Origin of the sequence: Pseudarthrobacter raffinosi, from assembly GCF_023913735.1 — a bacterium.
GTDB classification, from domain to species: Bacteria; Actinomycetota; Actinomycetes; order Actinomycetales; family Micrococcaceae; genus Arthrobacter; species Arthrobacter raffinosi.
In genome coordinates this window covers 36648-54463 of record NZ_JAMXBH010000001.1, presented here as the reverse complement: position 1 = coordinate 54463, position 17816 = coordinate 36648, and the positions used below count along the sequence as shown (strand labels likewise).

At 66.4% G+C, this 17816-nt stretch carries 17 protein-coding genes and 1 pseudogene; 5 read left to right on the top strand and 13 right to left on the bottom strand.

The window, feature by feature from the left end:
* Positions 1-58 precede the first annotated feature (58 nt).
* Positions 59-316 (top strand): hypothetical protein, encoded by a 258-nt coding sequence (locus tag NG698_RS00245; protein ID WP_252607758.1) that lies wholly within the window; start codon positions 59-61, stop codon positions 314-316.
* Between the two features lie 224 nt (positions 317-540).
* Entirely contained in the window at positions 541-993 is a 453-nt protein-coding gene (locus NG698_RS00240; protein WP_252607757.1) for a DUF4383 domain-containing protein, read from the top strand.
* A gap of 184 nt (positions 994-1177) precedes the next feature.
* Here NG698_RS00240 and NG698_RS00235 read toward each other — a convergent pair whose 3' ends face one another.
* The 4 genes and pseudogenes from NG698_RS00235 to NG698_RS00220 form a co-directional block, all read right to left on the bottom strand.
* Complete coding sequence (locus tag NG698_RS00235) at positions 1178-1861, bottom strand: haloacid dehalogenase type II (protein ID WP_252601272.1); 684 nt, start codon at positions 1859-1861, stop codon at positions 1178-1180.
* A gap of 31 nt (positions 1862-1892) precedes the next feature.
* Complete coding sequence (gene merA, locus NG698_RS00230; protein WP_252601275.1) at positions 1893-3332, bottom strand: mercury(II) reductase; 1440 nt, start codon at positions 3330-3332, stop codon at positions 1893-1895.
* A gap of 355 nt (positions 3333-3687) precedes the next feature.
* Positions 3688-4130, bottom strand: a pseudogene (locus NG698_RS21895) (PAS domain S-box protein); the annotation flags it as partial.
* Between the two features lie 509 nt (positions 4131-4639).
* The gene (locus NG698_RS00220; protein ID WP_252607755.1) at positions 4640-5482 is read right to left on the bottom strand and encodes an esterase/lipase family protein; all 843 of its coding nucleotides are present in this window, start codon (positions 5480-5482) and stop codon (positions 4640-4642) included.
* Between the two features lie 524 nt (positions 5483-6006).
* Between NG698_RS00220 and NG698_RS00215 the strand changes: the two genes are divergently transcribed.
* The gene (locus tag NG698_RS00215; RefSeq protein WP_252601363.1) at positions 6007-6795 is read left to right on the top strand and encodes a GntR family transcriptional regulator; all 789 of its coding nucleotides are present in this window, start codon (positions 6007-6009) and stop codon (positions 6793-6795) included.
* A gap of 18 nt (positions 6796-6813) precedes the next feature.
* Here the strand turns inward: NG698_RS00215 and NG698_RS00210 are convergent, their stop codons facing one another.
* The 3 genes from NG698_RS00210 to NG698_RS00200 form a co-directional block, all read right to left on the bottom strand.
* Complete coding sequence (locus NG698_RS00210; RefSeq protein WP_252601283.1) at positions 6814-8082, bottom strand: S8 family serine peptidase; 1269 nt, start codon at positions 8080-8082, stop codon at positions 6814-6816.
* Between the two features lie 63 nt (positions 8083-8145).
* Complete coding sequence (locus NG698_RS00205; protein ID WP_252601286.1) at positions 8146-9150, bottom strand: nucleoside hydrolase; 1005 nt, start codon at positions 9148-9150, stop codon at positions 8146-8148.
* Positions 9151-9179: 29 nt separating this feature from the next.
* Entirely contained in the window at positions 9180-10598 is a 1419-nt protein-coding gene (locus NG698_RS00200) for an MFS transporter (protein WP_252607754.1), read from the bottom strand.
* 142 nt (positions 10599-10740) lie between these two features.
* On the opposite strand from NG698_RS00200, the gene NG698_RS00195 reads away from it, so the two are divergent.
* Positions 10741-11607 carry a ribokinase gene (locus NG698_RS00195; RefSeq protein ID WP_252601290.1) on the top strand — a complete coding sequence of 289 codons (867 nt, stop codon included), beginning with the start codon at positions 10741-10743 and terminating at the stop codon, positions 11605-11607.
* Positions 11604-12104, top strand: a complete 501-nt coding sequence (locus NG698_RS00190; RefSeq protein WP_252601292.1) for a GNAT family N-acetyltransferase — start codon at positions 11604-11606, stop codon at positions 12102-12104. The genes NG698_RS00195 and NG698_RS00190 overlap by 4 nt, the downstream gene beginning before the upstream one ends.
* A gap of 263 nt (positions 12105-12367) precedes the next feature.
* On the opposite strand, the gene NG698_RS00185 is transcribed toward NG698_RS00190, so the two are convergent.
* The 6 genes from NG698_RS00185 to NG698_RS00160 are packed head-to-tail and all read right to left on the bottom strand — an operon-like array spanning position 12368 to position 17814.
* Entirely contained in the window at positions 12368-13129 is a 762-nt protein-coding gene (locus tag NG698_RS00185; RefSeq protein ID WP_252601294.1) for an HpcH/HpaI aldolase family protein, read from the bottom strand.
* Positions 13130-13168: 39 nt separating this feature from the next.
* Positions 13169-14146, bottom strand: a complete 978-nt coding sequence (locus NG698_RS00180) for an aldo/keto reductase (RefSeq protein ID WP_252607753.1) — start codon at positions 14144-14146, stop codon at positions 13169-13171.
* Positions 14146-15045 carry an ATP-binding cassette domain-containing protein gene (locus tag NG698_RS00175; RefSeq protein WP_252601298.1) on the bottom strand — a complete coding sequence of 300 codons (900 nt, stop codon included), beginning with the start codon at positions 15043-15045 and terminating at the stop codon, positions 14146-14148. Before NG698_RS00175 ends, NG698_RS00180 begins: the two co-directional genes overlap by 1 nt.
* Entirely contained in the window at positions 15042-15965 is a 924-nt protein-coding gene (locus tag NG698_RS00170) for an ABC transporter ATP-binding protein (protein ID WP_252607752.1), read from the bottom strand. The genes NG698_RS00175 and NG698_RS00170 overlap by 4 nt, the downstream gene beginning before the upstream one ends.
* Positions 15962-16882 carry an ABC transporter permease gene (locus tag NG698_RS00165; protein WP_252601304.1) on the bottom strand — a complete coding sequence of 307 codons (921 nt, stop codon included), beginning with the start codon at positions 16880-16882 and terminating at the stop codon, positions 15962-15964. The genes NG698_RS00170 and NG698_RS00165 overlap by 4 nt, the downstream gene beginning before the upstream one ends.
* On the bottom strand, positions 16879-17814 hold the full coding sequence (locus tag NG698_RS00160) for an ABC transporter permease (RefSeq protein ID WP_252601307.1): 936 nt from the start codon (positions 17812-17814) through the stop codon (positions 16879-16881). Before NG698_RS00160 ends, NG698_RS00165 begins: the two co-directional genes overlap by 4 nt.
* Positions 17815-17816: the final 2 nt, after the last annotated feature.

Here is a 17816-nt window from a genome sequence, read left to right as displayed (position 1 = left end):
GTTTAACCCGTTCCCGACCAAGGGGACCGGCCCTCACCCCGGAAGGGTGGAAGCTCAAATGAGAACCAAAGCGCTCGCCGTCGGCGTCATCGTAGCCGCCTCATCAGTCATGTTTGCCCCGAGCGCGCTGGCGTTCGAGCCTTCAGCGGACCCCCAGGATAAATTCAGCTGTCCCGGAGGCAATCCCGTCGCCGGACACCCGGGATTCCCCGGAATCGTGACGGGCGTTGAGAAGTCGTTTGTAAATACCGATGCCACTGCCGCGGCCGCGTGGTCAGCAACGGTCCTGTTCGATGGCCCGCTGGCCGTCTGCTGAGCGGCCCAAGTCCATCCCGGCGACAAAGACCCCCGTCCGGAACTTTCCGGACGGGGGTCCTTTACTGGAGTCCACCGGGTTGAGCCCCGCGAGAGACCTCACATCAAATAGTTCTCCCAACAAGCCATCCACACTGCGATGCGGCCCCGAACAGCAGGTATAACCCGTTGGTTCAGCAGGTCAGCACTACCCGCTGATTCAAAAAATGCACTCAGGAGAACATCATGGCTACACACACCCACACCGGCACAACAGCCCGCACCAACGTCCAGAAGGCATCGATGCTTGTCGGCGCCGTGTTCCTGCTGGTCGGCATCCTAGGCTTCGTCCCGGGCATCACCGGCAACTTCGACCAGCTGCACTTCGCCGGCCACGAATCCGAAGCCATGCTGCTGGGCCTCTTCCAGGTCTCGGTACTCCACAACATCGTCCACCTGCTCTTCGGCGCAGCAGGAATCGCCCTGGCCAAAACCGCCACCGGCGCCAAATCCTTCCTCCTCTACGGCGGCATCATCTACCTGGTCCTGTTCGTCTACGGACTGATCGTCCCCCAGGAATCAGCCGGCAACTTCGTACCCCTGAACGGCTTCGACAACGGCCTGCACCTCCTCCTCGGCGTCGGCATGATTGCACTAGCCCTCATCCTCACCAAGGGCCATACCAAGGCACACGCCTAACCCAAACCCACACGCATGACAATGGCCCCGGCCGCAGCTTCCCGCTGCTGCCGGGGCCCTTGGCGTTTCCGGCATCATGACCTCGAACCCCCACGGTTGAGCCTGCCGAACGGCTGCGGCGGCTGCCGGTCCGCACACACCCTTTCGGGGGTAAGGCGGGCCTGTCTGAGCAATAAATCCCCGCTCAGGCTCCGGATGCGCTCAGTTCTCCGGGGAGTTCTTCCAGGGAAGCGACGGTGTAATCGGGTGCGGTGAAATAGCCAGGGTAGCTTCCGCCGGTCCGGTTGATCCATGCAGTGCCGAGACCGGCCTGGGCTGCGCCGTGGATGTCCCAGGGGTGCACGGCCACGAGCAGCATCTGCTCGGGAGCCACCGCGCAGACCCCGGCGGCGTAGTCGTAAGCGGCCCGGGCAGGCTTCCATCCCCGGGCATCCTCCACGGAAAGCAGCCGTTCAAACTGGTCCCGTATCCCAGCCGGGCCGAAGAGTTTTTCCGCGACCTGGGTGGAGCCGTTGGTCAGGGTCACCAGCCGGTATCCCGCTGTCCGCAGTGCCCGGACGCCTTCCGGAACGTCGGGGTGCAGGCCGAGCCCGGCCATTCCTGCCCTGACATGTTCCACCGCCCGGTCCAGGTCCGTGCCGATGCCCGCATTGGCGAGCAGCCCGCGCAGAGCCTCTGCACCGATCTCGGCGAAGGCGCCGTTGCCGCCGGCGGCAGTGAGGGCGAAACCGTCGCGAAGCAGCGTAGCGAACCAGAGTTTCGCCAACTGGGCAGGGGCGCCGACTTCGGCAAAGCGGTCCCCCATCGGTGACATGTCCGAAAGCGTTTCGTTAACGTCAAAAACAATGACTGACGGGGCGCTGTTCATGAGTTCTCCTTCATCTTCACGGTCTTGTGGTTTACGAGGCGCAGCAGGAGAGCCGCGAGACGTCCGTAGTGTAGGTCTGCGCGGCAATTTTCAGGCCTTCTGCCATGGTCAGGTACGGCGCCCACAGGTGGGCGACGTGGTCCACGCTCAGGCCGCCTTCCAGGATATAGACGCCCGCAGCGGCCAGGTCTCCTGCTTCCTTGGCCACCGCCGTGATTCCCACGATCCTGCCGGTCGCTTTCTCGGCGACAATCTTGATGAAGCCGCGGGTGTCTCGGTTGACCAGGGCGCGCGGGACGTATTCCAGCGGCAGCACCCTGCACTCGCACGCGATCCCGGCCTGGTTGGCCTGCCGGTCGGTCATGCCCACCGCGGCGAGCGCGGGGCTGGTGAAGGCGACCCGCGGAAGATGCCGGTAATCGATTTTCCGTGACCCGGCGGTGAAGGCGTTCTCGACGGCAAGGGCCCCGTGCGCCGCGGCGACGTAGACGAACTCCCGGTGGCCTGTGACGTCCCCGGCAGCCCAGATGCGGGGATGGTTGGTTGCCAGTGTGTCATCAACCAGGATCTCGCCGTTCGCCCCGAGAACGACGCCGACTCCCGGCAGGTTCAGTCCGGCCGTGACAGGGCGCCGGCCGGTGGCCACGAGCAGATGCGTGCCTTTGAACTCCCTGGTGCCCCCCGCAACGGTGGCCGTGACGCTCACCGTACCTCCGGCGTCGCGCGCTACCTTTTCCGGTACGGCACGCCGGACCACCCGGATGCCTTCATCCGCGAAAACCTCCGCCAGGGCCTGTCCGGCTTCGGGTTCCTCAGTGGAGGCCAGCCGGGAGCGGACCAGCATGGTCACCTTCGAGCCGAGCCGGGCGAACAGCTGCGCCTGTTCCAGCGCCACGAATCCTCCGCCGATCACCAGCAGGGACTCGGGGACCTCGGTGAGTTCCATCGCCGTGGTTGAGGTCAGGTATCCCGTTTCTTCGAGGCCGTCCACCGCCGGTGCCCACGGCGAGGATCCGGTGGCCACCACGTAGTGGGCGGCGCGGATCCGTTTCGGCTGCCCGTCGGGAAGGGCGATGTCCAGCAGCGGATCGTCCGCGCTGCCGGTAAACGAGGCATGGCCCTGGTGCAGATCCCAGCCGTAGTCCGCGATCAGGTCCAGATACTTCTCTGCGCGCATCCCCTCCACCAAATCCTGTTTTCCGGCCGCCAGTGCCGGCATGTCCACCGGCATGTCCACGGCGGGCAGGCCCGGGAACCGTCCCGCGTCCAGGGCCGTGTGGCGGGCCTCTGCCGCGGCAAGCAGGGCCTTGGAGGGAACGCAGCCGGTGTTCACGCACGTCCCGCCGACCGTGCCGCGTTCCACCATGGCCACGCGCTTGCCCAGCCCGCTGGCCCGTATCGCGGCAGCAAATGCCGCGCCGCCTGACCCGATCACAGCCAGGTCATACTCTTCTTCGGCAGTTTCAGTCATGGTGGCCTCCAAGGGGCGGGATGAAGCGGGACGCTTCCGCGTCGGTCCTGTCCTGACCCATTCTTGCCCCTTTTCCGATAGGGGAAGGTCAAGCTCCGCTCCCACGGCGAGGTCCGCAGTAAAGACTCGGGGCTCAGCCTTGCCCCGATCAACGAAATCCTGCGGATCCACGACGCCGATGGCGGCCTAGCGCAGCGGATCCGCAGCCTCCAGGTCCGTGAGCCGGGCAGCGAGTTCGGTGAGGTCGGGGATGGTTGGGCAGGCCTGCCAGGCCATCATGCATCGCCTGGCGGGACAGGACCTCTTCGGCTTCACGGCGGCCCGTGATGTCCTCGAGTTGGGCGACCAGGTACAGGGGCGCCCCATGGTCATCGGCGACCACCGCGCTTGTCATCGATGTCCACACAATGTGTCCGTCGGAGTGGAGAACCGCCGGGAATCTGCGTACGAGGTGACTTCGCCGGCCAACATCTGCGCCAACCGGTGCTGCGCCGCGGGCCGGTCTTCGGGCACCGTCAAATCCAGAACGTTACCCGACGCCAGCTCGGAGGGCGCCCGTCCCAGCAGGGTGCAGAACGCGGAATTGGCCCGCAGCACCTTTCCGGGAGCCTCCGGGTCCAGGCCGATCAGCGCGATCCCGATAGGGGCGTGTTCGAAGGACAGCCGGAAGCGTTTCTCGCTCCGCTCAAGCTCCGCTGCCCCCTGCTGGCGTACAGCATTCAGCGCGGCTGCGGCCTCAAGCTCCGTCAGGCGCTGCCGCTCGATCAGATCTTCGAAAATCACCGGCCCGGCCAACATCGACGCGTATGCCCGGCGCAGCGTCCAGTAGTAGAGACCGATTCCTGCCGTCAACACATCCCATAACGCGTCATGCCAGAAGATCTCTTCCCTGGCAGCTATGCCCTCGGCGGCATCCACCCCCATCAGAGGCAGCAGCGGATGTACGGCGTGCAGGCCGTGCCCGATCGCGCAAGTAAAGAAAATCTCCGCAGTAGCGGCCCCAACCGGTTCCGGCGCACCTGCCCGGCCCGGGCCAATGGCACAATGATCGCCCCCGAGATTGCCAGATAAGACATAGCAACCATCGCGTTGGCCGCCAATGAAAGCCACCACCAGTCCATCAAAGATCCCCCTGCACCCTCGACGGAAGCACGTGCTTTCAGGTTCCGCAGTTCTCCTGATACTGGCTGCCGGCCGCTCTCCCGCCAACCCCCGCCCGGGCCCGGCCCCTCGTGAGGTGCCTGTCCTGGGGCGGGGATCGATCGCCGCCGAGTGCAGGAGCGTCAGGCGCGCGCCTGGCCCTCCCGCTAAATGCAGCTGGGCTGGTAGGCAGGATCGCCAGGGCCGGACGCCTGGCCCAGTGCGTGCGCCACGATCTGGTGCACCACGGGGTCGTTGGGCGTCTGGTCATGTTCGAAGAGATCGGTCGGGCACTTGTCCTGGATGGTGATGTTGGTGACCTGCCGTGCCGGCCCGTCAAGGAACTGGCTGTTGTAGGGAATGACCACTTCGTCATAGACCGTGGAGATGACCGTGTAGGAAGGACCGGCAACGGTGTCGCCGATGGAGTTCAGCTTCTGGATGAAGGCCGATCCCGCCTGCTGGTCGGCGCAGGCGGCACAACCCAAGGCGGTGTAGTCCGGGTCCTCGATGAAGCCCGGCGGCGGGACGATCACGCCTTCCGTTCCGTGGTTGGAGGGGGCGATGCCGATGAGCTGGTGGACGTACTTGGCCCCGCCGAGGAAGCCCATGTAGTAGCGGGGCATCATGCCGCCCTGGCTGTGGCCCACCAGGTCCACCTTCTTGGCGCCGGTGGCGGCACGGACCGCGTCCACGAACGGGGAGAGTTCCTGCGCGGACTCGGCCACCGGCGCGGTGGCATACACGCCGTTCGTCTCACCATAGTTGAGGGCAAAAACGCAGAACCCGGCGCTCTTGAGGTACGGCGAGAGGGTGGACCAGTTCTTCTCCATGCTCTCGAACGTTCCCGGTACCAGGATGACCGGATACGGATGCTCGGCGGTTGGCTTGCAGGACCAGTCGTTGGCCCCCGGCGGGGAAATCTCGATCGCCTGGGCGGGAGCCGCAGCCAAGGAAGTGACGAGGACGGCGGCAGCGGCAACGGACAGGGCCCGGGTAACGAATGACATGGAAACCTCTTTGTTCATGTGCCAACAGGGGCGGCCGGTAGCGATGGTTCTGAGTGTTGATCAGGTACCGGCCGAGTTTTTCCATGCTACGCAGCACACCCGTCGTTGCGGAGCCGGGTTGCACAGACGTGCGCCAAAAAAGCCTTACGAAGCGGTGCGCTCTCCGCCGAGGCCAAAACCCTCAAACCCAGCGTTGTTACTGGTGGGTAGCGTATGCGTCGGCGCCGGGACTGAGAAAACCCGTCAGAGCTGCTGCACAAATGTGCACTGCGTGCGGAAAATAGCGCCAGCCGGGGGCTATGACCGGTGAACCCATAAGGGTTATAAATGTGATCCGCAGGGAACTTTGTGGTCACTATCATGATCATTAATCGTCTCAAAGAATTCGCTCCCGGAGGGTTTCAAAAACCCCACCCAGCGCTGGGACATCCTGGGCAAGCAGGTTCAGAGCCACCCGCGCCTTGTCCAACAAGCGCGTCACACCGGTAGGCTGGGAATTCCCAGATTACGAAGCGAGGCATAACGTGCACGAGGACGCCGTCCGGTTCCTGTCCCAGCCGGTGCAGGCCCAGCCCGGCTCACCCCTCCGCGTGGCGGTGTACTCCCGGATCGCCGAAGCCATCCGCAACGACCTCCTCAAGCCCGGCTCCATGATCCCCACGGAAACCGAGCTCGGCGCCGACATGAAAGTCAGCCGCACCGTGGTCCGCGAAGCCCTCATGCTGCTCGAGGAAGACGGGCTCATCCGGGCGAGGCGCGGCGTCGGACGCTTCGTCTCGGACACCCTCCCCCGCATCGGCATCGAACGGATCCGCCCGTTCGAGGAAGTCCTCGGCGGCCCCGGCCAACACCTCGAAATCAAACGCGTCCTCCGGGAGCGGCAGCCCGCCTCGGAATTCGTCGCCCCCGGCGTCGGCGTCGATCCCGGCGACGACTGCTGGCTCTGGGAATCCGTCCTGATCCGCGACGGCGAGGCCATCGCCCACCTGCAGGAAAACATCTCCGCCCTGCCCATGAGCCTGGGCAGCAGTTCCGCCGCCGCCGCGCCGCTGGAAATAGAGGACGACGGCGGCAACACCCTGCTTGCCAGCCTCAACAACCGCTTCGGCCGGATCCTCGGGCCTGGCGAGTGCCAGATCAGCCTCAGCCAGGTGGGACCCAGCCGCGCCAAGCTGCTGGACCTCCGGCCGTCGGACCCTGTGCTGGTCCTCACCCAGTACGTCAGATACGGCAACCGGCCCTTTTACCTGGCCAAATGCCTTATCGCCGCCCGCGCCGGGCACCTGTCCGTGATGCAATCCCTCCAGTCCTGACGGCAACCGCGTTCAGGGCTATGGGCAACCGCCGACTGCTTTGCAGGCGTTCACGCGGCCGTGTGCCCAGAGGGTGCCGGTGCCGGTAATCCGCTCCGCAGTGGATTCGATTTTCTTGCGGACTGCGGCATTTTCGGTCCCGGCGGGCGTGCTCCAGACAAGGGCGGCAACACCGGCGACGATGGGTGAGGCCATCGAGGTGCCGCTGGCGATGTCATAACCATGGGAGCGGCCGTTCTGGGTACCGAGGTAGAAATCGTGGTTCGGGAAGGTGGAGTACACGCTGACCCCGGGCGCTGCCACATCCACCCACTTGCCGTAGGTGGAGAAGGAGGCCTTGGCGTCATCGTTGTCCGTTGCCGCGACGGCTATGACGTTGGGGTAGGCGCCAGGATAGATCTTGGCCTGGGTACCGCCATTGCCTGCTGCGGCGACGATCACCGCGCCCCTGATCCAGGCGTCGTTGACGGCAGCTTCCAGGGCCCGGGAGGAAACGCGCTGTCCCAGGCTCATGTTGATGACCTGGGCACCGTTGTCGAGGGCCCAATCGATGCCATTGACAATGCTGGAGGTGGAACCGGACCCGCTGTCGTTGAGGACCTTGCCGTCCAGGATCCGGCAGCCCGGACACACACCCGTGACGCCCACCGCGTCTTTGGTGGCGGCAATAATACCCGCCACATGGGTACCATGGCCGTAATTGTCTTCACCGGTCGCCGCAGTACTGAAGTTGGCGCGTGCATCAACACCAACCTTTGGTGAAATGTCGGGATTGTCGGTGGTGACGCCGGTATCGAGCACGGCGACCTTGATGCTTTTGGTCCGGTCTTCGGTGGCAATCTCCCACGCGTCGACGGCGTCCACGTCGGCGTCGAGCGTACCGCCGGCCACAGTTGCTCCCAACGTGCTGGTAAATTCCTGGCCAGTGTTGTGCAAAGCGTACTGGCGGGGGAAATAGTCGACGTTGGGCTGATCGGTAGCTACCGTTACCACCTCGTCCGGCTCGGCATACTCAACGTTCGGGTTCCGGCTGAGGGCGTCGATGAGTTGCAGTTCCTTACCGGCCGGAACCTTGATGAGGTGGGCCCCGGTGCTGCCAATCCCCGGGCCGTCGCTGAGCCCATGGCGGCGCAGCACGCCGGCGGCCGCGCCATCGTCGCGGAACTTGACCATGATTTGCCCCGCGACGTGCGACGACTCGGGCGCTGCGTTGCCTGGGCCTGCGAAGGTGATGGCGCCGAGCCCCATCATGAGCGCTGCGAAACCGGCGATAACTGTTTTTTTCATGGGGTTATCGTGCACCAACCCGGACCGGCTGGATAGTGCGGCGCGGCAAATCGCCCTACCTAATCACGCAGGTGACGGAACCGCGGAGGCGAGTGCCGCCGTCATACTTTCAGAGAAGGACAGCAGCGTCTCCACCAGGTGCGGGGCGAAATCTGCTTCTAGCGAGAGCACCACGCGGCAACGCGCGCCCGGCTGCTCCGGGTAGTCCCTATAGGAGCCGCGCATGTCGCAGACGGTCTGCCCGCGGCCCGGCCCGGCAGAGGTGTCGACGGCGGCATGCACCACCGGGGCCAGCGTCGCCTTAATGCCGCCCACCGCGAGCGCCGCCGCCAGCGGATCATGCATGGCGGAGCAGGGCCGGCCGAAGATGCCCTCATAGAACCGGAAGTAGTAGCCCAGCATGTCGCCGAGGGCCTGCGGGACCGGGTGGTCCGCGGCGAGCAGTTCCTGCCGGTGGCTTTCCTCCAGGACGTTGGCCATTGTGACGTCCAGCGGCACCAGGGTCACGTCCCAGCCGGCGGCCAGCACCAGGGCGGCGGCCTCGGGGTCGTTGAAGATGTTGGCTTCCGCCACCGGGCTAATGTTCCCGGGGGCCAGGGCCGCCCCGCCCATGATGGTGATTTCGTCCACGAGCGAGGGCAGCGCGGGGTCCAGGCGCAGCGCCTCGGCGATGTTGGTCAGCGGGCCGATGGCGAGCACCCGCAGCGTTCCCGGATACTCATGGGCGAGCCGGACCAGCATCTCGGCCGCACTCTCGGACTCCAACGTGGCGGACGCCGTCGTAAGGGAAACCCCGCCGATCCCGTTCTCCCCGTGCACCCACGGCGCCCCGCCGCCAAACTGCCCGGCCAGCGGATCGTGGGCGCCGAGCGCCACGGGAATGTGCGCGTGGCCGGCGAGCTGGAGCAGGTCCAGGGTGTTGCGGGCGCCGACGGCGGCACTGACGTTGCCGCTGACGGTCCCGATGCCAACCACGTCGGCGGTGGGGGCGGCCAGCAGGTAGGCCAGGGCGAGGGCGTCGTCGATTCCGGTGTCGCAATCCAGGTAGAACGGAAAGGTGTCGGTCATGGCGGTGGTTCTCTTTCGGTAGAGGGGAGTTAGACCGTCTCGCCCTTGGGGGCGGCGACGAAGAGGCTGACGATGAACGCTGCGGCCGTAATGGCCGCCGAGATCCAGAGGGCGGTGGTGTACCCGGCGGCGGTGGCCTGGGCGGCGAAGGGTGCCACGAGAACGACGCCGAGGCTCGCCCCGATGCCGAAGGAGGCACCGTTGATGCTGGGCAGGGCAGCCGGGGCTTCCTTGGGTGAGAGCAGCACCGAGAGCCCGTTGATGGCGGTGAGGAAGAAGCCGTTGTAGAAGATGCCCAGGGCCGCAACGGCGATCAGCACCGCGATCTGGTTGTCCGAGAACATGGCGGCTGCGATAGCGCACGCCAGGCTCAGTCCGGTGCCGGCGCGGAGGGTTTTGATCCAGCCGCGCCGGTCGGCGAGCCAGCCGGCGAGGGGTGCGGCGAAGACGCCGATCAGGGCGGCCGGGGTGAGGAACAGCAGCGCGGAAACTGATGCGGTCAGCCCGAAGCCGGCACCGGCGTCCTGGCTGAGGAGCACCACGGTGAAGTTGATGATGGCGAAGATGCCGGCGAGGGTCAGGACGGTTGTGGCGATGACCGGCCAGACTTGGCGGGAGCGCAGGTGGTGGACTGCGATGAGAGGGTTGGTGCGCCGTTTCTCGATGCTCCAGAAGGCGGCGAAGGACGCGATGGTGGCGGCGAGCAGTGCCAGGGTGCTGGGCGCTGTCCAGCCGGCGGCGGATCCGCCGGAGACGAAGTAGGTGATGAACACAAGGAACACGGAGAGGGATCCGGCGCCCCACCAGTCCATGGCGCCGCGCACGCCCCGCGGCCGTCCGGCTGGGACGATCTTGATGATGCAGGCGGCGGCGATGGCGGTGAGGACCAGCACGACCACGAAGATGGAGCGGAAGCCGAGGGTCTCGGCCATGAGCCCGCCCACGTAGCCGTCCACGCCCCCCACTCCGCCGTTGATGGCGGCAATGATGCCCACGGAGGTGCCGAAGACCTTCGCCTGTAGATTCTCGCTGAGCACAATGTAGGCGAGCGCGAACACGGCGCTGGAGACGCCCTGCAGGAACCGGCCGGTGACGAGCAGGGGCAGCGTGGGGGCGGCGATGCAGAGGATGGTGCCGGCGCCCATGATGCCGAGGACCAGGAGCAGGGCGGCGCGGCGGCCGATGAAGTCGCTCCAGCGGCCGATCACGGGCCCGGCGATGGCGCCGGCCAGGAAGAACATGGACTGGACAGGCGCGGCACTGTCGGCGCTCTGGCCGAAGCTCGCGGCGATCTGCGGCAGCGCGGGGGTGACCATGCGGGCGTTGAGCTGGAAGGACAGCACGCCCAGCAGCAGGGTGGAGATCAGCAGGGCGGCGCGGCGGCCGGCGAAGGCGGGCTGTTCCGCGCTGACCGGCGGGGAGGCGGCAACCGGGGTTGGGGTGTTCACATCAAACTCCTTTGTTGGAGCTGGATCGTCCGGAATGGCGATTCGAGTTGTTATACAACCATGTATGACCCACAAGTACAACCATGCCGTACACTATTTCCTAAACCGGCCGCTTCCGGCTTCCCCTCGAGAGAGACTTCCCATGAGCAATCGACTTCCTGCCGTCACCGTCGTCGGCAGCATCAACCTGGACCTGATCGCCACCGCCGAGAGACTTCCCACCGCCGGCGAAACCATCGGCGGGGCGGTGCTCTCCGAACAGCCGGGCGGCAAGGGCGCCAACCAGGCCGCAGCAGCAGCCCGCTTGGGCGGGAGCGCCCGCATGGTCGGCGCCGTGGGCAGCGACGCCCAGGGGCAGCGGATGCTGGACGCGCTGGCGAGCGCCGGCGTCGACACCTCTGACGTGGCCGTCCTGCCGGACACGACCGGGACGGCACTGATTGTGGTGGACCGCGACGGCGAGAACCAGATTGTCGTCTGCCCGGGCGCCAACTCCAGCCTCTCCCTGGAGGGTGTGGAGTTCGGCCCCGATGAGACGGTGTTGTGCCAGCTGGAGGTGGGCCTGCCCGTGGTACTGGAGGCCGCCAGGCGGTCCGCCGGGTACTTTGTGCTGAACGCCGCACCAGCGATGGACTTGCCGGCCGAGCTGCTGGAACGCTGCGACCTGGTCATCGTCAACGAGAGCGAGTACGCCCTGATCCCCGCCCTCGCCCAGGCGAAGCTGGTGGCCGTGACGTACGGCAAGGACGGCTCCGCGATGTTCGAACACGGGCGGAAGGTGGCCGAAGCGCCTTCAGCTTCAGTGACGGTGGCGAACACGGTGGGCGCCGGCGACGCGTTCTGTGCTGCCCTGGTCTTGTCCCTGCGACAGGGGCTGGATTACACCCATGCCTTGGCCGTGGCCAACGCTGTGGGAGCGGACGCCGTGGGCCATCCCTCCTCCCAGCCGGATTTGGCACAGCTGGGCCACTATGTTGAGCGGACCGCAGTAACCGACGGCGCGCGGTGAGCGTCGCTTTCAGGCGGGCGGCGCCGTCGGACTTTCCGGAGGTCCGGCGCATCACGCGCGATGCCTACCTGCGGGCAGGGCACTTCTCCGCGGACCATCCGTACATGAGCGTGCTGGAGGATGTGGAGCACCGCGCCGAGCATGCGCAGGTGTGGGTGGCGGAGGCGGCCGGTCGGGTGGTGGCGGCGGTGACGCTGACGTTTGCCGGCCAGCCGTACAGCGAGATCGCCGCCGACGGGGAGCTGGAGTTCCGGATGCTGGCCGTTGATCCTGCGGTTCAGGGCGGCGGGATTGGTCGCGTTGTAGTCCGAAGGGTCATTGAACACGCGCAGTCGCTGCCCGCAATCAGGGCGATCAGCATTACGAGCGCGACGTTTATGGGACGGGCACATGCTCTTTACGAATCCCTGGGTTTCCAGAGGGTTCCGAAGCGCGACTGGTACGTGCCCGGCGAGGACGTCCTTCTCTGGGTATTCCGCCTGGAGCTGCAACGATAGTTGCCCGCCGCTTGAGCCTGCCGATCAGGGCAATTCCCCCCGGCCCCGCCGTCCGACCGGTCAGGAACCCCAGGACCCTCTCTCACTTCCCGCACGTTTTTGGGCAACCCTCTCTCACGTTCTGGGAGGAGCTTGCGTGCGCAAACTGAGAGAGGGTTTGGGGAAAACGCGCAGGAAGTGAGAGAGCGTTGGAAGGGGCAACTGGGATCCGGACAGGCTCGATCACCGGACAGGCCCGATCGCCGCAGTCTCCATCACCCCGGCTACTCCCCGCGGGCCCTGGAAAGGTGGTTCGCGGCCGCGATTTCCAGGTGTGTCAGGTCGGACGCCACGGTGACGAATGTGAAGCCCTCCGCGATCCGCTGGCGCGCGATCTCACCGCTCGCTGTGTGAATGGCTGCGATTACGTCGGCGGCCTGTGCTGCCTCGCGGATGGTCACCAGCGCGGCGTTGAACTCCTCGGCCACGTCGGGATCGTTGGGGAACTTGCCGCCCACGGCCAGGCAGAGATCGGACGGGCCGATGTAGACGCCGTCGATTCCGGGCACGGCGCAGATTTCCTTCACGTTCTCCAGGCCCTCAGGCGTCTCGATCATGGCAAGGCACAGCACGGTGGCGTCGGCCTCGGCGGGCACCGGCCCGATCCGGAGCGCGGACCGCATGGGCCCATAGGAGCGCATGCCGTGGGGCGGGTAGCGTACGGCCCGGACTGCGGCGGCGGCTTCCTCGGCGTTGTTGACCAGCGGCACGATCACTCCGGCAGCTCCGGCGTCCAGCGCCTGCCCGATGAAGGCCGCGTTGTTGGACGGGACCCGGACGATTCCGGCAGCCCCGGCGGCATCAATCGCCATCAGGCCGTGCAGCCAGCCGGAATAACCCATCAGCCCGTGCTGGGCGTCGAGGGCCACGTAGTCATAGCCCAGCCGTGCCACGCGCTCGGTGGAGACCGGTGAGTCCAGGACCACCCAGTATCCGACGACGGGCTCATTGGCTCGGGCTTTTGCGGCAAACGATGCGGCAGTCATGGCAGATTCCTCTTCAGTTAGTAAAGGCGTGCAAGTGGGCTAGCGGTTGTAGTTGGGCATGGGCCCGCGGATTTCCGCGGCCACGGCATCACAGGTGGCCACCACATCTTCCGGCAGCGGGCCCTTCGCGGCCGCGGCGATGTTGGTCTGCAGCTGCTCCAGCTTGGAGCCGCCCAGCAGGATGGAGCCCACGCCGGGCTTGCTGAGCAGCCAGCGGAAGGACAGCTCCGGCAACGGCAGGCCCGTGCCGTCGGCAATGACACCGAGCTGGCGGACCGCCTCGAAGAGCCGGGGGTCCCAGTATCGCTGCTTGTACATCTCGGCCAGCCGGGAGCTGCCGAACCGGCCTTCGGTGGATGATTGCGCAAAGGTGTGTTTGCCGGTGAGGAGCCCGCCGCCGAGCGGGTTGTAGACCATGGTCAGCAGCCCGGTGTGCTGGGCGAATTCCAGGTATTCGTCCTCGATCCGCGTGGCCAGCAGGTTGTACAGCTGCTGCGCCACCACCGGCCGCGGCACCCCGGAGCTGTCGGCTGCCGCGTTCAGCTCGCTGACTTGCCAAGCGGCGAAGTTAGACACGCCCCAGGCGCGGATCTTGCCGTCGCGGATCAGTTGGCCGACGACGGCGAGCGTCTCTTCCAGCGGCGCCTTCCGGTCCGGCTGGTGGAGGTAGAAAAGATCCAGCCGGTCCGTGGCCAGCCTCCGGAGGCTGCCCTCCACGGAGCGCGTGAGGCCCTCCGCCGAGAGGGGCGAGTTGTCGCCGGCGTCCGGGTGCGGCATCCCTGCTTTGGAGGCGAGGACGACGGCGTCGCGGTGCGCGGGCAGGAGCTTCGCCAGAATTTCCTCGCTGGCGCCGCCCGCGTACCCGTTGGCGGTATCCACCACGGTGATGCCCGCCTCGAGCGCGGCCGCCAGCATGCCGGCAGCCACCTCTTCCGATGCGGTGTCCCCGAAGGTCATGGTGCCCAGCGCCAGCTGCGAAATGGCAAGCTCCAGGCCTGCCACGTTGGTTCCCTGCATCAGCTTGCTTCCTCCATCAGTACCGGCTCACCGTGCGGCGCCACCTTGTTCAGTCTTGAGACCAGCTCGCGTGGTTTGCGGCCGGTCATGGTCAGCGGATCCAGCGCCGCAGCCCGCAGCGCGCGGGTGTAGGGGTCCCGGGGTCTGGTGAGGACCTGTTCGGTGGGGCCTTGTTCCACGATTTTGCCCTTGGACATGACCACCACGTGGCTGCTGCTTTCCCGCACCACGCCGAGGTTGTGGCTGATCATCAGGTACGTGAGCCCGCGGTCCCGCTGGATGTCCGCAAGGAGCTCCAGCACCTGCGCCTGCACCGAGACGTCCAGCGCGCTGGTGGCTTCATCACAGACCAGCAGTTCCGGCTTGGAGGCCAGCGCCCGGGCGATCCCAATGCGCTGGCGCTGCCCGCCGGAGAACTCAGCCGGACGGCGCCCCAGGGCAGAGGCCGGCAGACCCACCTGGTCAATCAGTTTGGCCGCTTCCGCCCGGCGTTCCTTGCCGGACCGGACGCCGCGCAGGATCAGGGGTTCGGCCACGATGTCCTCGGCGGTCAGGTGCGGATCCAGCGAACCGTAGGGATCCTGGAACACCATCTGCACCTTGGACCGGAGAGGCCGCAGCTGCCGGGCAGGCATCCTGGCGATGTCCTGGCCGTTGAGCAGGATCTCCCCGGAGGTCGGCGTCAGCAGCCGCACAATCGCCTTCGCGATGGTGGACTTGCCGCAGCCCGACTCCCCCACGATGGCCACGGTACTACCGCGCGGGACGTCGAAACTGACGTCGTCCACCGCGCGGAAGCTGGTGCGGTGCACGGCGTAGTCCACGGTGAGGTTCTTGACGGACAGCACCAGGTCCTGCCCGGCTGATTTCTCCGGCGGGGTGCTCAAGGATGAACTCACGGGTGTGCTCCGTTCAGTGTTACCGGGCTGGTGGTTGCCTGGCTGGACGTTGCCTGGCGGACGGTTGCCTGCTGGTCGGTTGCGTACGGCGACGGTGGGCCTGCTTCGAGCGCGTCATGGTGCGGTTCCCCGTCCCAGTGCCCCAGCTTAGGCACCGCGGCGAGGAGTTTCTTGGTGTACTCCGTCTGCGGGTGCTCAACGATCTGTTCCACTTCGCCGCTTTCCACGAACTTTCCGTCCTTCATCACGTGGATCCGGTCCGAGACCAGCCGCGCCACGCCCAGATCGTGCGTGATCATGAGGATGGCCACGTGGGTCCGTTCCTGCAGCTCCATGAGCAGGTCCAGGATGCCGGCCTGCACGGTGACATCCAGTGCACTGGTGGGCTCGTCGGCCACCAGCAGAACCGGGTCAACGGCGAGCGCCATGGCGATCAGGACACGCTGCAGCATGCCGCCGGACAGCTGGTGCGGGTACTTCTTCAGCTGCACAGCCGGTTCGGGGATGCGGACCTGCTCCAGGAGCTCCACGGAGCGCCTGTTCAGGTCGGCTGTGGAGGCGCCTCCTTTCCGGGGGATCGCCTCGCCCAGTTGCCGGCCGATGGTGTGCACCGGTGACAGCGCGGTCATGGCGTCCTGCGGGATCAGCGCGACGGACCGGCCGCGGAGCTTCGCGAACTTCTTCGGCTCAGTCACCACATCCACGCCGTCCAGCACTGCATGGCCGGAGATAACGGCGAGGTCGTCCGGCAGGAGCCTCAGGAGGCCCATCGCCGTCGTACTTTTGCCGGAACCGGACTCACCGATGATGGTGACGGTCTGTCCGGCATCGATGGAGAAGCTGATGCCGTCCACGGCGCGGATCACGCCGGCGGTGGTCATCAGTTCAACGGCAAGGTCCCTGACCTCCAGCACGCTCATGAGGCGGCTCCCTTCCGGCGCCGTACACGGTCCCGCAGGCCGTCGGCCAGCAGGTTCACACCCACCACCAGGATGGCGATCACGGCACCCGGGAGCGTCACGATCCACCAGGAGGTGGTGATGAAGTCCTGGCCGTCGGAGATGATCCGGCCCCAGGTGGCGAAGGGCCGCTGCGGGCCGGCGCCGAGGAAGCTCAGCGCGCTTTCCATCAGCACGGCAGTGGCCAGGAGCAGCAGGACCACCACAATCACCTGGTTGATGACGTTGGGGATGACGTGCTTGACCAGGGTGGTGATCTGGGGCAGGCCCAGGACCTTGGCCGCCTGGACGTAGGGCTTTTCGCGTTCCACGAGCACCAGCGAGCGGGTCAGGCGGGCGGGTTCTGGCCATTGGGCGATGGCGATCACGAAGGTAATCACCGGGATGGAGGGCCCGAACAGGGCCACCACCAGCAGGAGCATCATCAGCAGCGGCAGCGAGAGCTGCGCCTCGATCAGACGGGACACCACAGCGTCCACCCAGCCGCCAAAGAACCCCGCGAGCGCGCCGAGGACCACACCCACGAGGCCGGAAATCACGACGGCGAGCACACCGATGGTGAGCGACACCTGGCCGCCGTGCAGCACGCGGGAGAGAATGTCCCGGCCCAGCTGGTCGGTGCCGAACAGGTGGCCCGGGCTGAACGGCGGCAGGAAGCGTGAGGTGATGGCCTGGGCGTCCACGTCAGGCAGGGGCAGGACCTGGGCCAGAATGATCGGCAGGACCACCACGGCCGTGAGGAAGGCGCCCAGCACGATCTTCACCTTGGCGGAGCGTTCCCGCCGGGCCGCAGAGGAGCGGCGCAGCAGCCGCTTGGTGACCGCCGTCGGCCGTTTCATGCTCTCGGCGGCCAGCGGGATTTCGTTGACGGTACTCATGCGACGGACACCTTTCCGAGCCGGACCCGGGGGTCAAGCAGCGGGTAACACAGATCGATCAGGAGCTGGACGCCGACGGCGAGCACGGACGTCACCAAGACCGTGGCCTGGATCAGCGGGTAGTCGCGGGTTTCGAGGGCCCGGACCACCAGGGAACCCAGTCCTGGCCAGTTGAACACCACTTCAACCACAACCACGCCGTTGAGCATGCCGGCGAACCGTGTGCCCAGGGTGGTGAGGATGGGGATGGAGGAGTTGCGCATGGCATAGGCCCAGGTGAGCTTCTGCTCGCCCGTGCCGCGGGCCCTCGCAACCGTGAGGTACGGGGCGGCCATGTTGGTGCCCACCTCGCGGCGGACCATCCGGGACACCAGCGCGATCTGGAGAATGGCCACCGTGGTGACCGGCAGGACCACCCCGGACCAGCTGGTGAAGCCGGAGGACGGGAAGATGGGGAACACCACGGCGAACAGGGTCAGCAGCATGATGCCGATCCAGAAGTCCGGCATGGACTGCCCGGCGATGGTGAGCACGTTGACGCCGAGCTCACGCTTGGTGTCGGCGCGTTTGGCCATCCAGACCCCCAGCGGGATGGCCACCACGATGGCCAGCAGGATGGCGAGCACCGCCAGGAAGATGGTGTTGGGCAGCCGGGACATCACCACTTCCAGGGCGGGTGCCTGGAACGAGTAGGACTTGCCGATGTTCCCGGCGCCAAGGTCCTTGAGGAAGATACCGTACTGGGTCAGCAGGGGTTCGTTGAGCCCCATGGAGATCCGGATTTTTTCGAGGTCCCCGGTGGAGGCCAGCGGCCCGGCCAGGGCGTAGGCCGGGTCGCCGGGAGCCATCCGGATCAGGACAAAGACTGTGGACACGGTCAGGAAGATCGTGAGGAGGCTCTGCCCCAACCGTTTGGAGACGTATGTGAGCATGG

Bases quoted from the DNA above. Each gene is read 5' to 3' on its own strand.
- NG698_RS00185 (WP_252601294.1), bottom strand. From the start codon at position 13,129: ATGACTGCCGCATCGTTTGCCGCAAAAGCCCGAGCCAATGAGCCCGTC.
- NG698_RS00165 (WP_252601304.1), bottom strand. From the start codon at position 16,882: ATGAGTACCGTCAACGAAATCCCGCTGGCCGCCGAGAGCATGAAACGG.
- NG698_RS00160 (WP_252601307.1), bottom strand. From the start codon at position 17,814: ATGCTCACATACGTCTCCAAACGGTTGGGGCAGAGCCTCCTCACGATC.
- NG698_RS00245 (WP_252607758.1), top strand. From the start codon at position 59: ATGAGAACCAAAGCGCTCGCCGTCGGCGTCATCGTAGCCGCCTCATCA.
- NG698_RS00170 (WP_252607752.1), bottom strand. From the start codon at position 15,965: ATGAGCGTGCTGGAGGTCAGGGACCTTGCCGTTGAACTGATGACCACC.
- NG698_RS00180 (WP_252607753.1), bottom strand. From the start codon at position 14,146: ATGCAGGGAACCAACGTGGCAGGCCTGGAGCTTGCCATTTCGCAGCTG.
- NG698_RS00205 (WP_252601286.1), bottom strand. From the start codon at position 9,150: ATGACCGACACCTTTCCGTTCTACCTGGATTGCGACACCGGAATCGAC.
- NG698_RS00235 (WP_252601272.1), bottom strand. From the start codon at position 1,861: ATGAACAGCGCCCCGTCAGTCATTGTTTTTGACGTTAACGAAACGCTT.
- NG698_RS00220 (WP_252607755.1), bottom strand. From the start codon at position 5,482: ATGTCATTCGTTACCCGGGCCCTGTCCGTTGCCGCTGCCGCCGTCCTC.
- merA (WP_252601275.1), bottom strand. From the start codon at position 3,332: ATGACTGAAACTGCCGAAGAAGAGTATGACCTGGCTGTGATCGGGTCA.
- NG698_RS00195 (WP_252601290.1), top strand. From the start codon at position 10,741: ATGAGCAATCGACTTCCTGCCGTCACCGTCGTCGGCAGCATCAACCTG.
- NG698_RS00240 (WP_252607757.1), top strand. From the start codon at position 541: ATGGCTACACACACCCACACCGGCACAACAGCCCGCACCAACGTCCAG.
- NG698_RS00210 (WP_252601283.1), bottom strand. From the start codon at position 8,082: ATGAAAAAAACAGTTATCGCCGGTTTCGCAGCGCTCATGATGGGGCTC.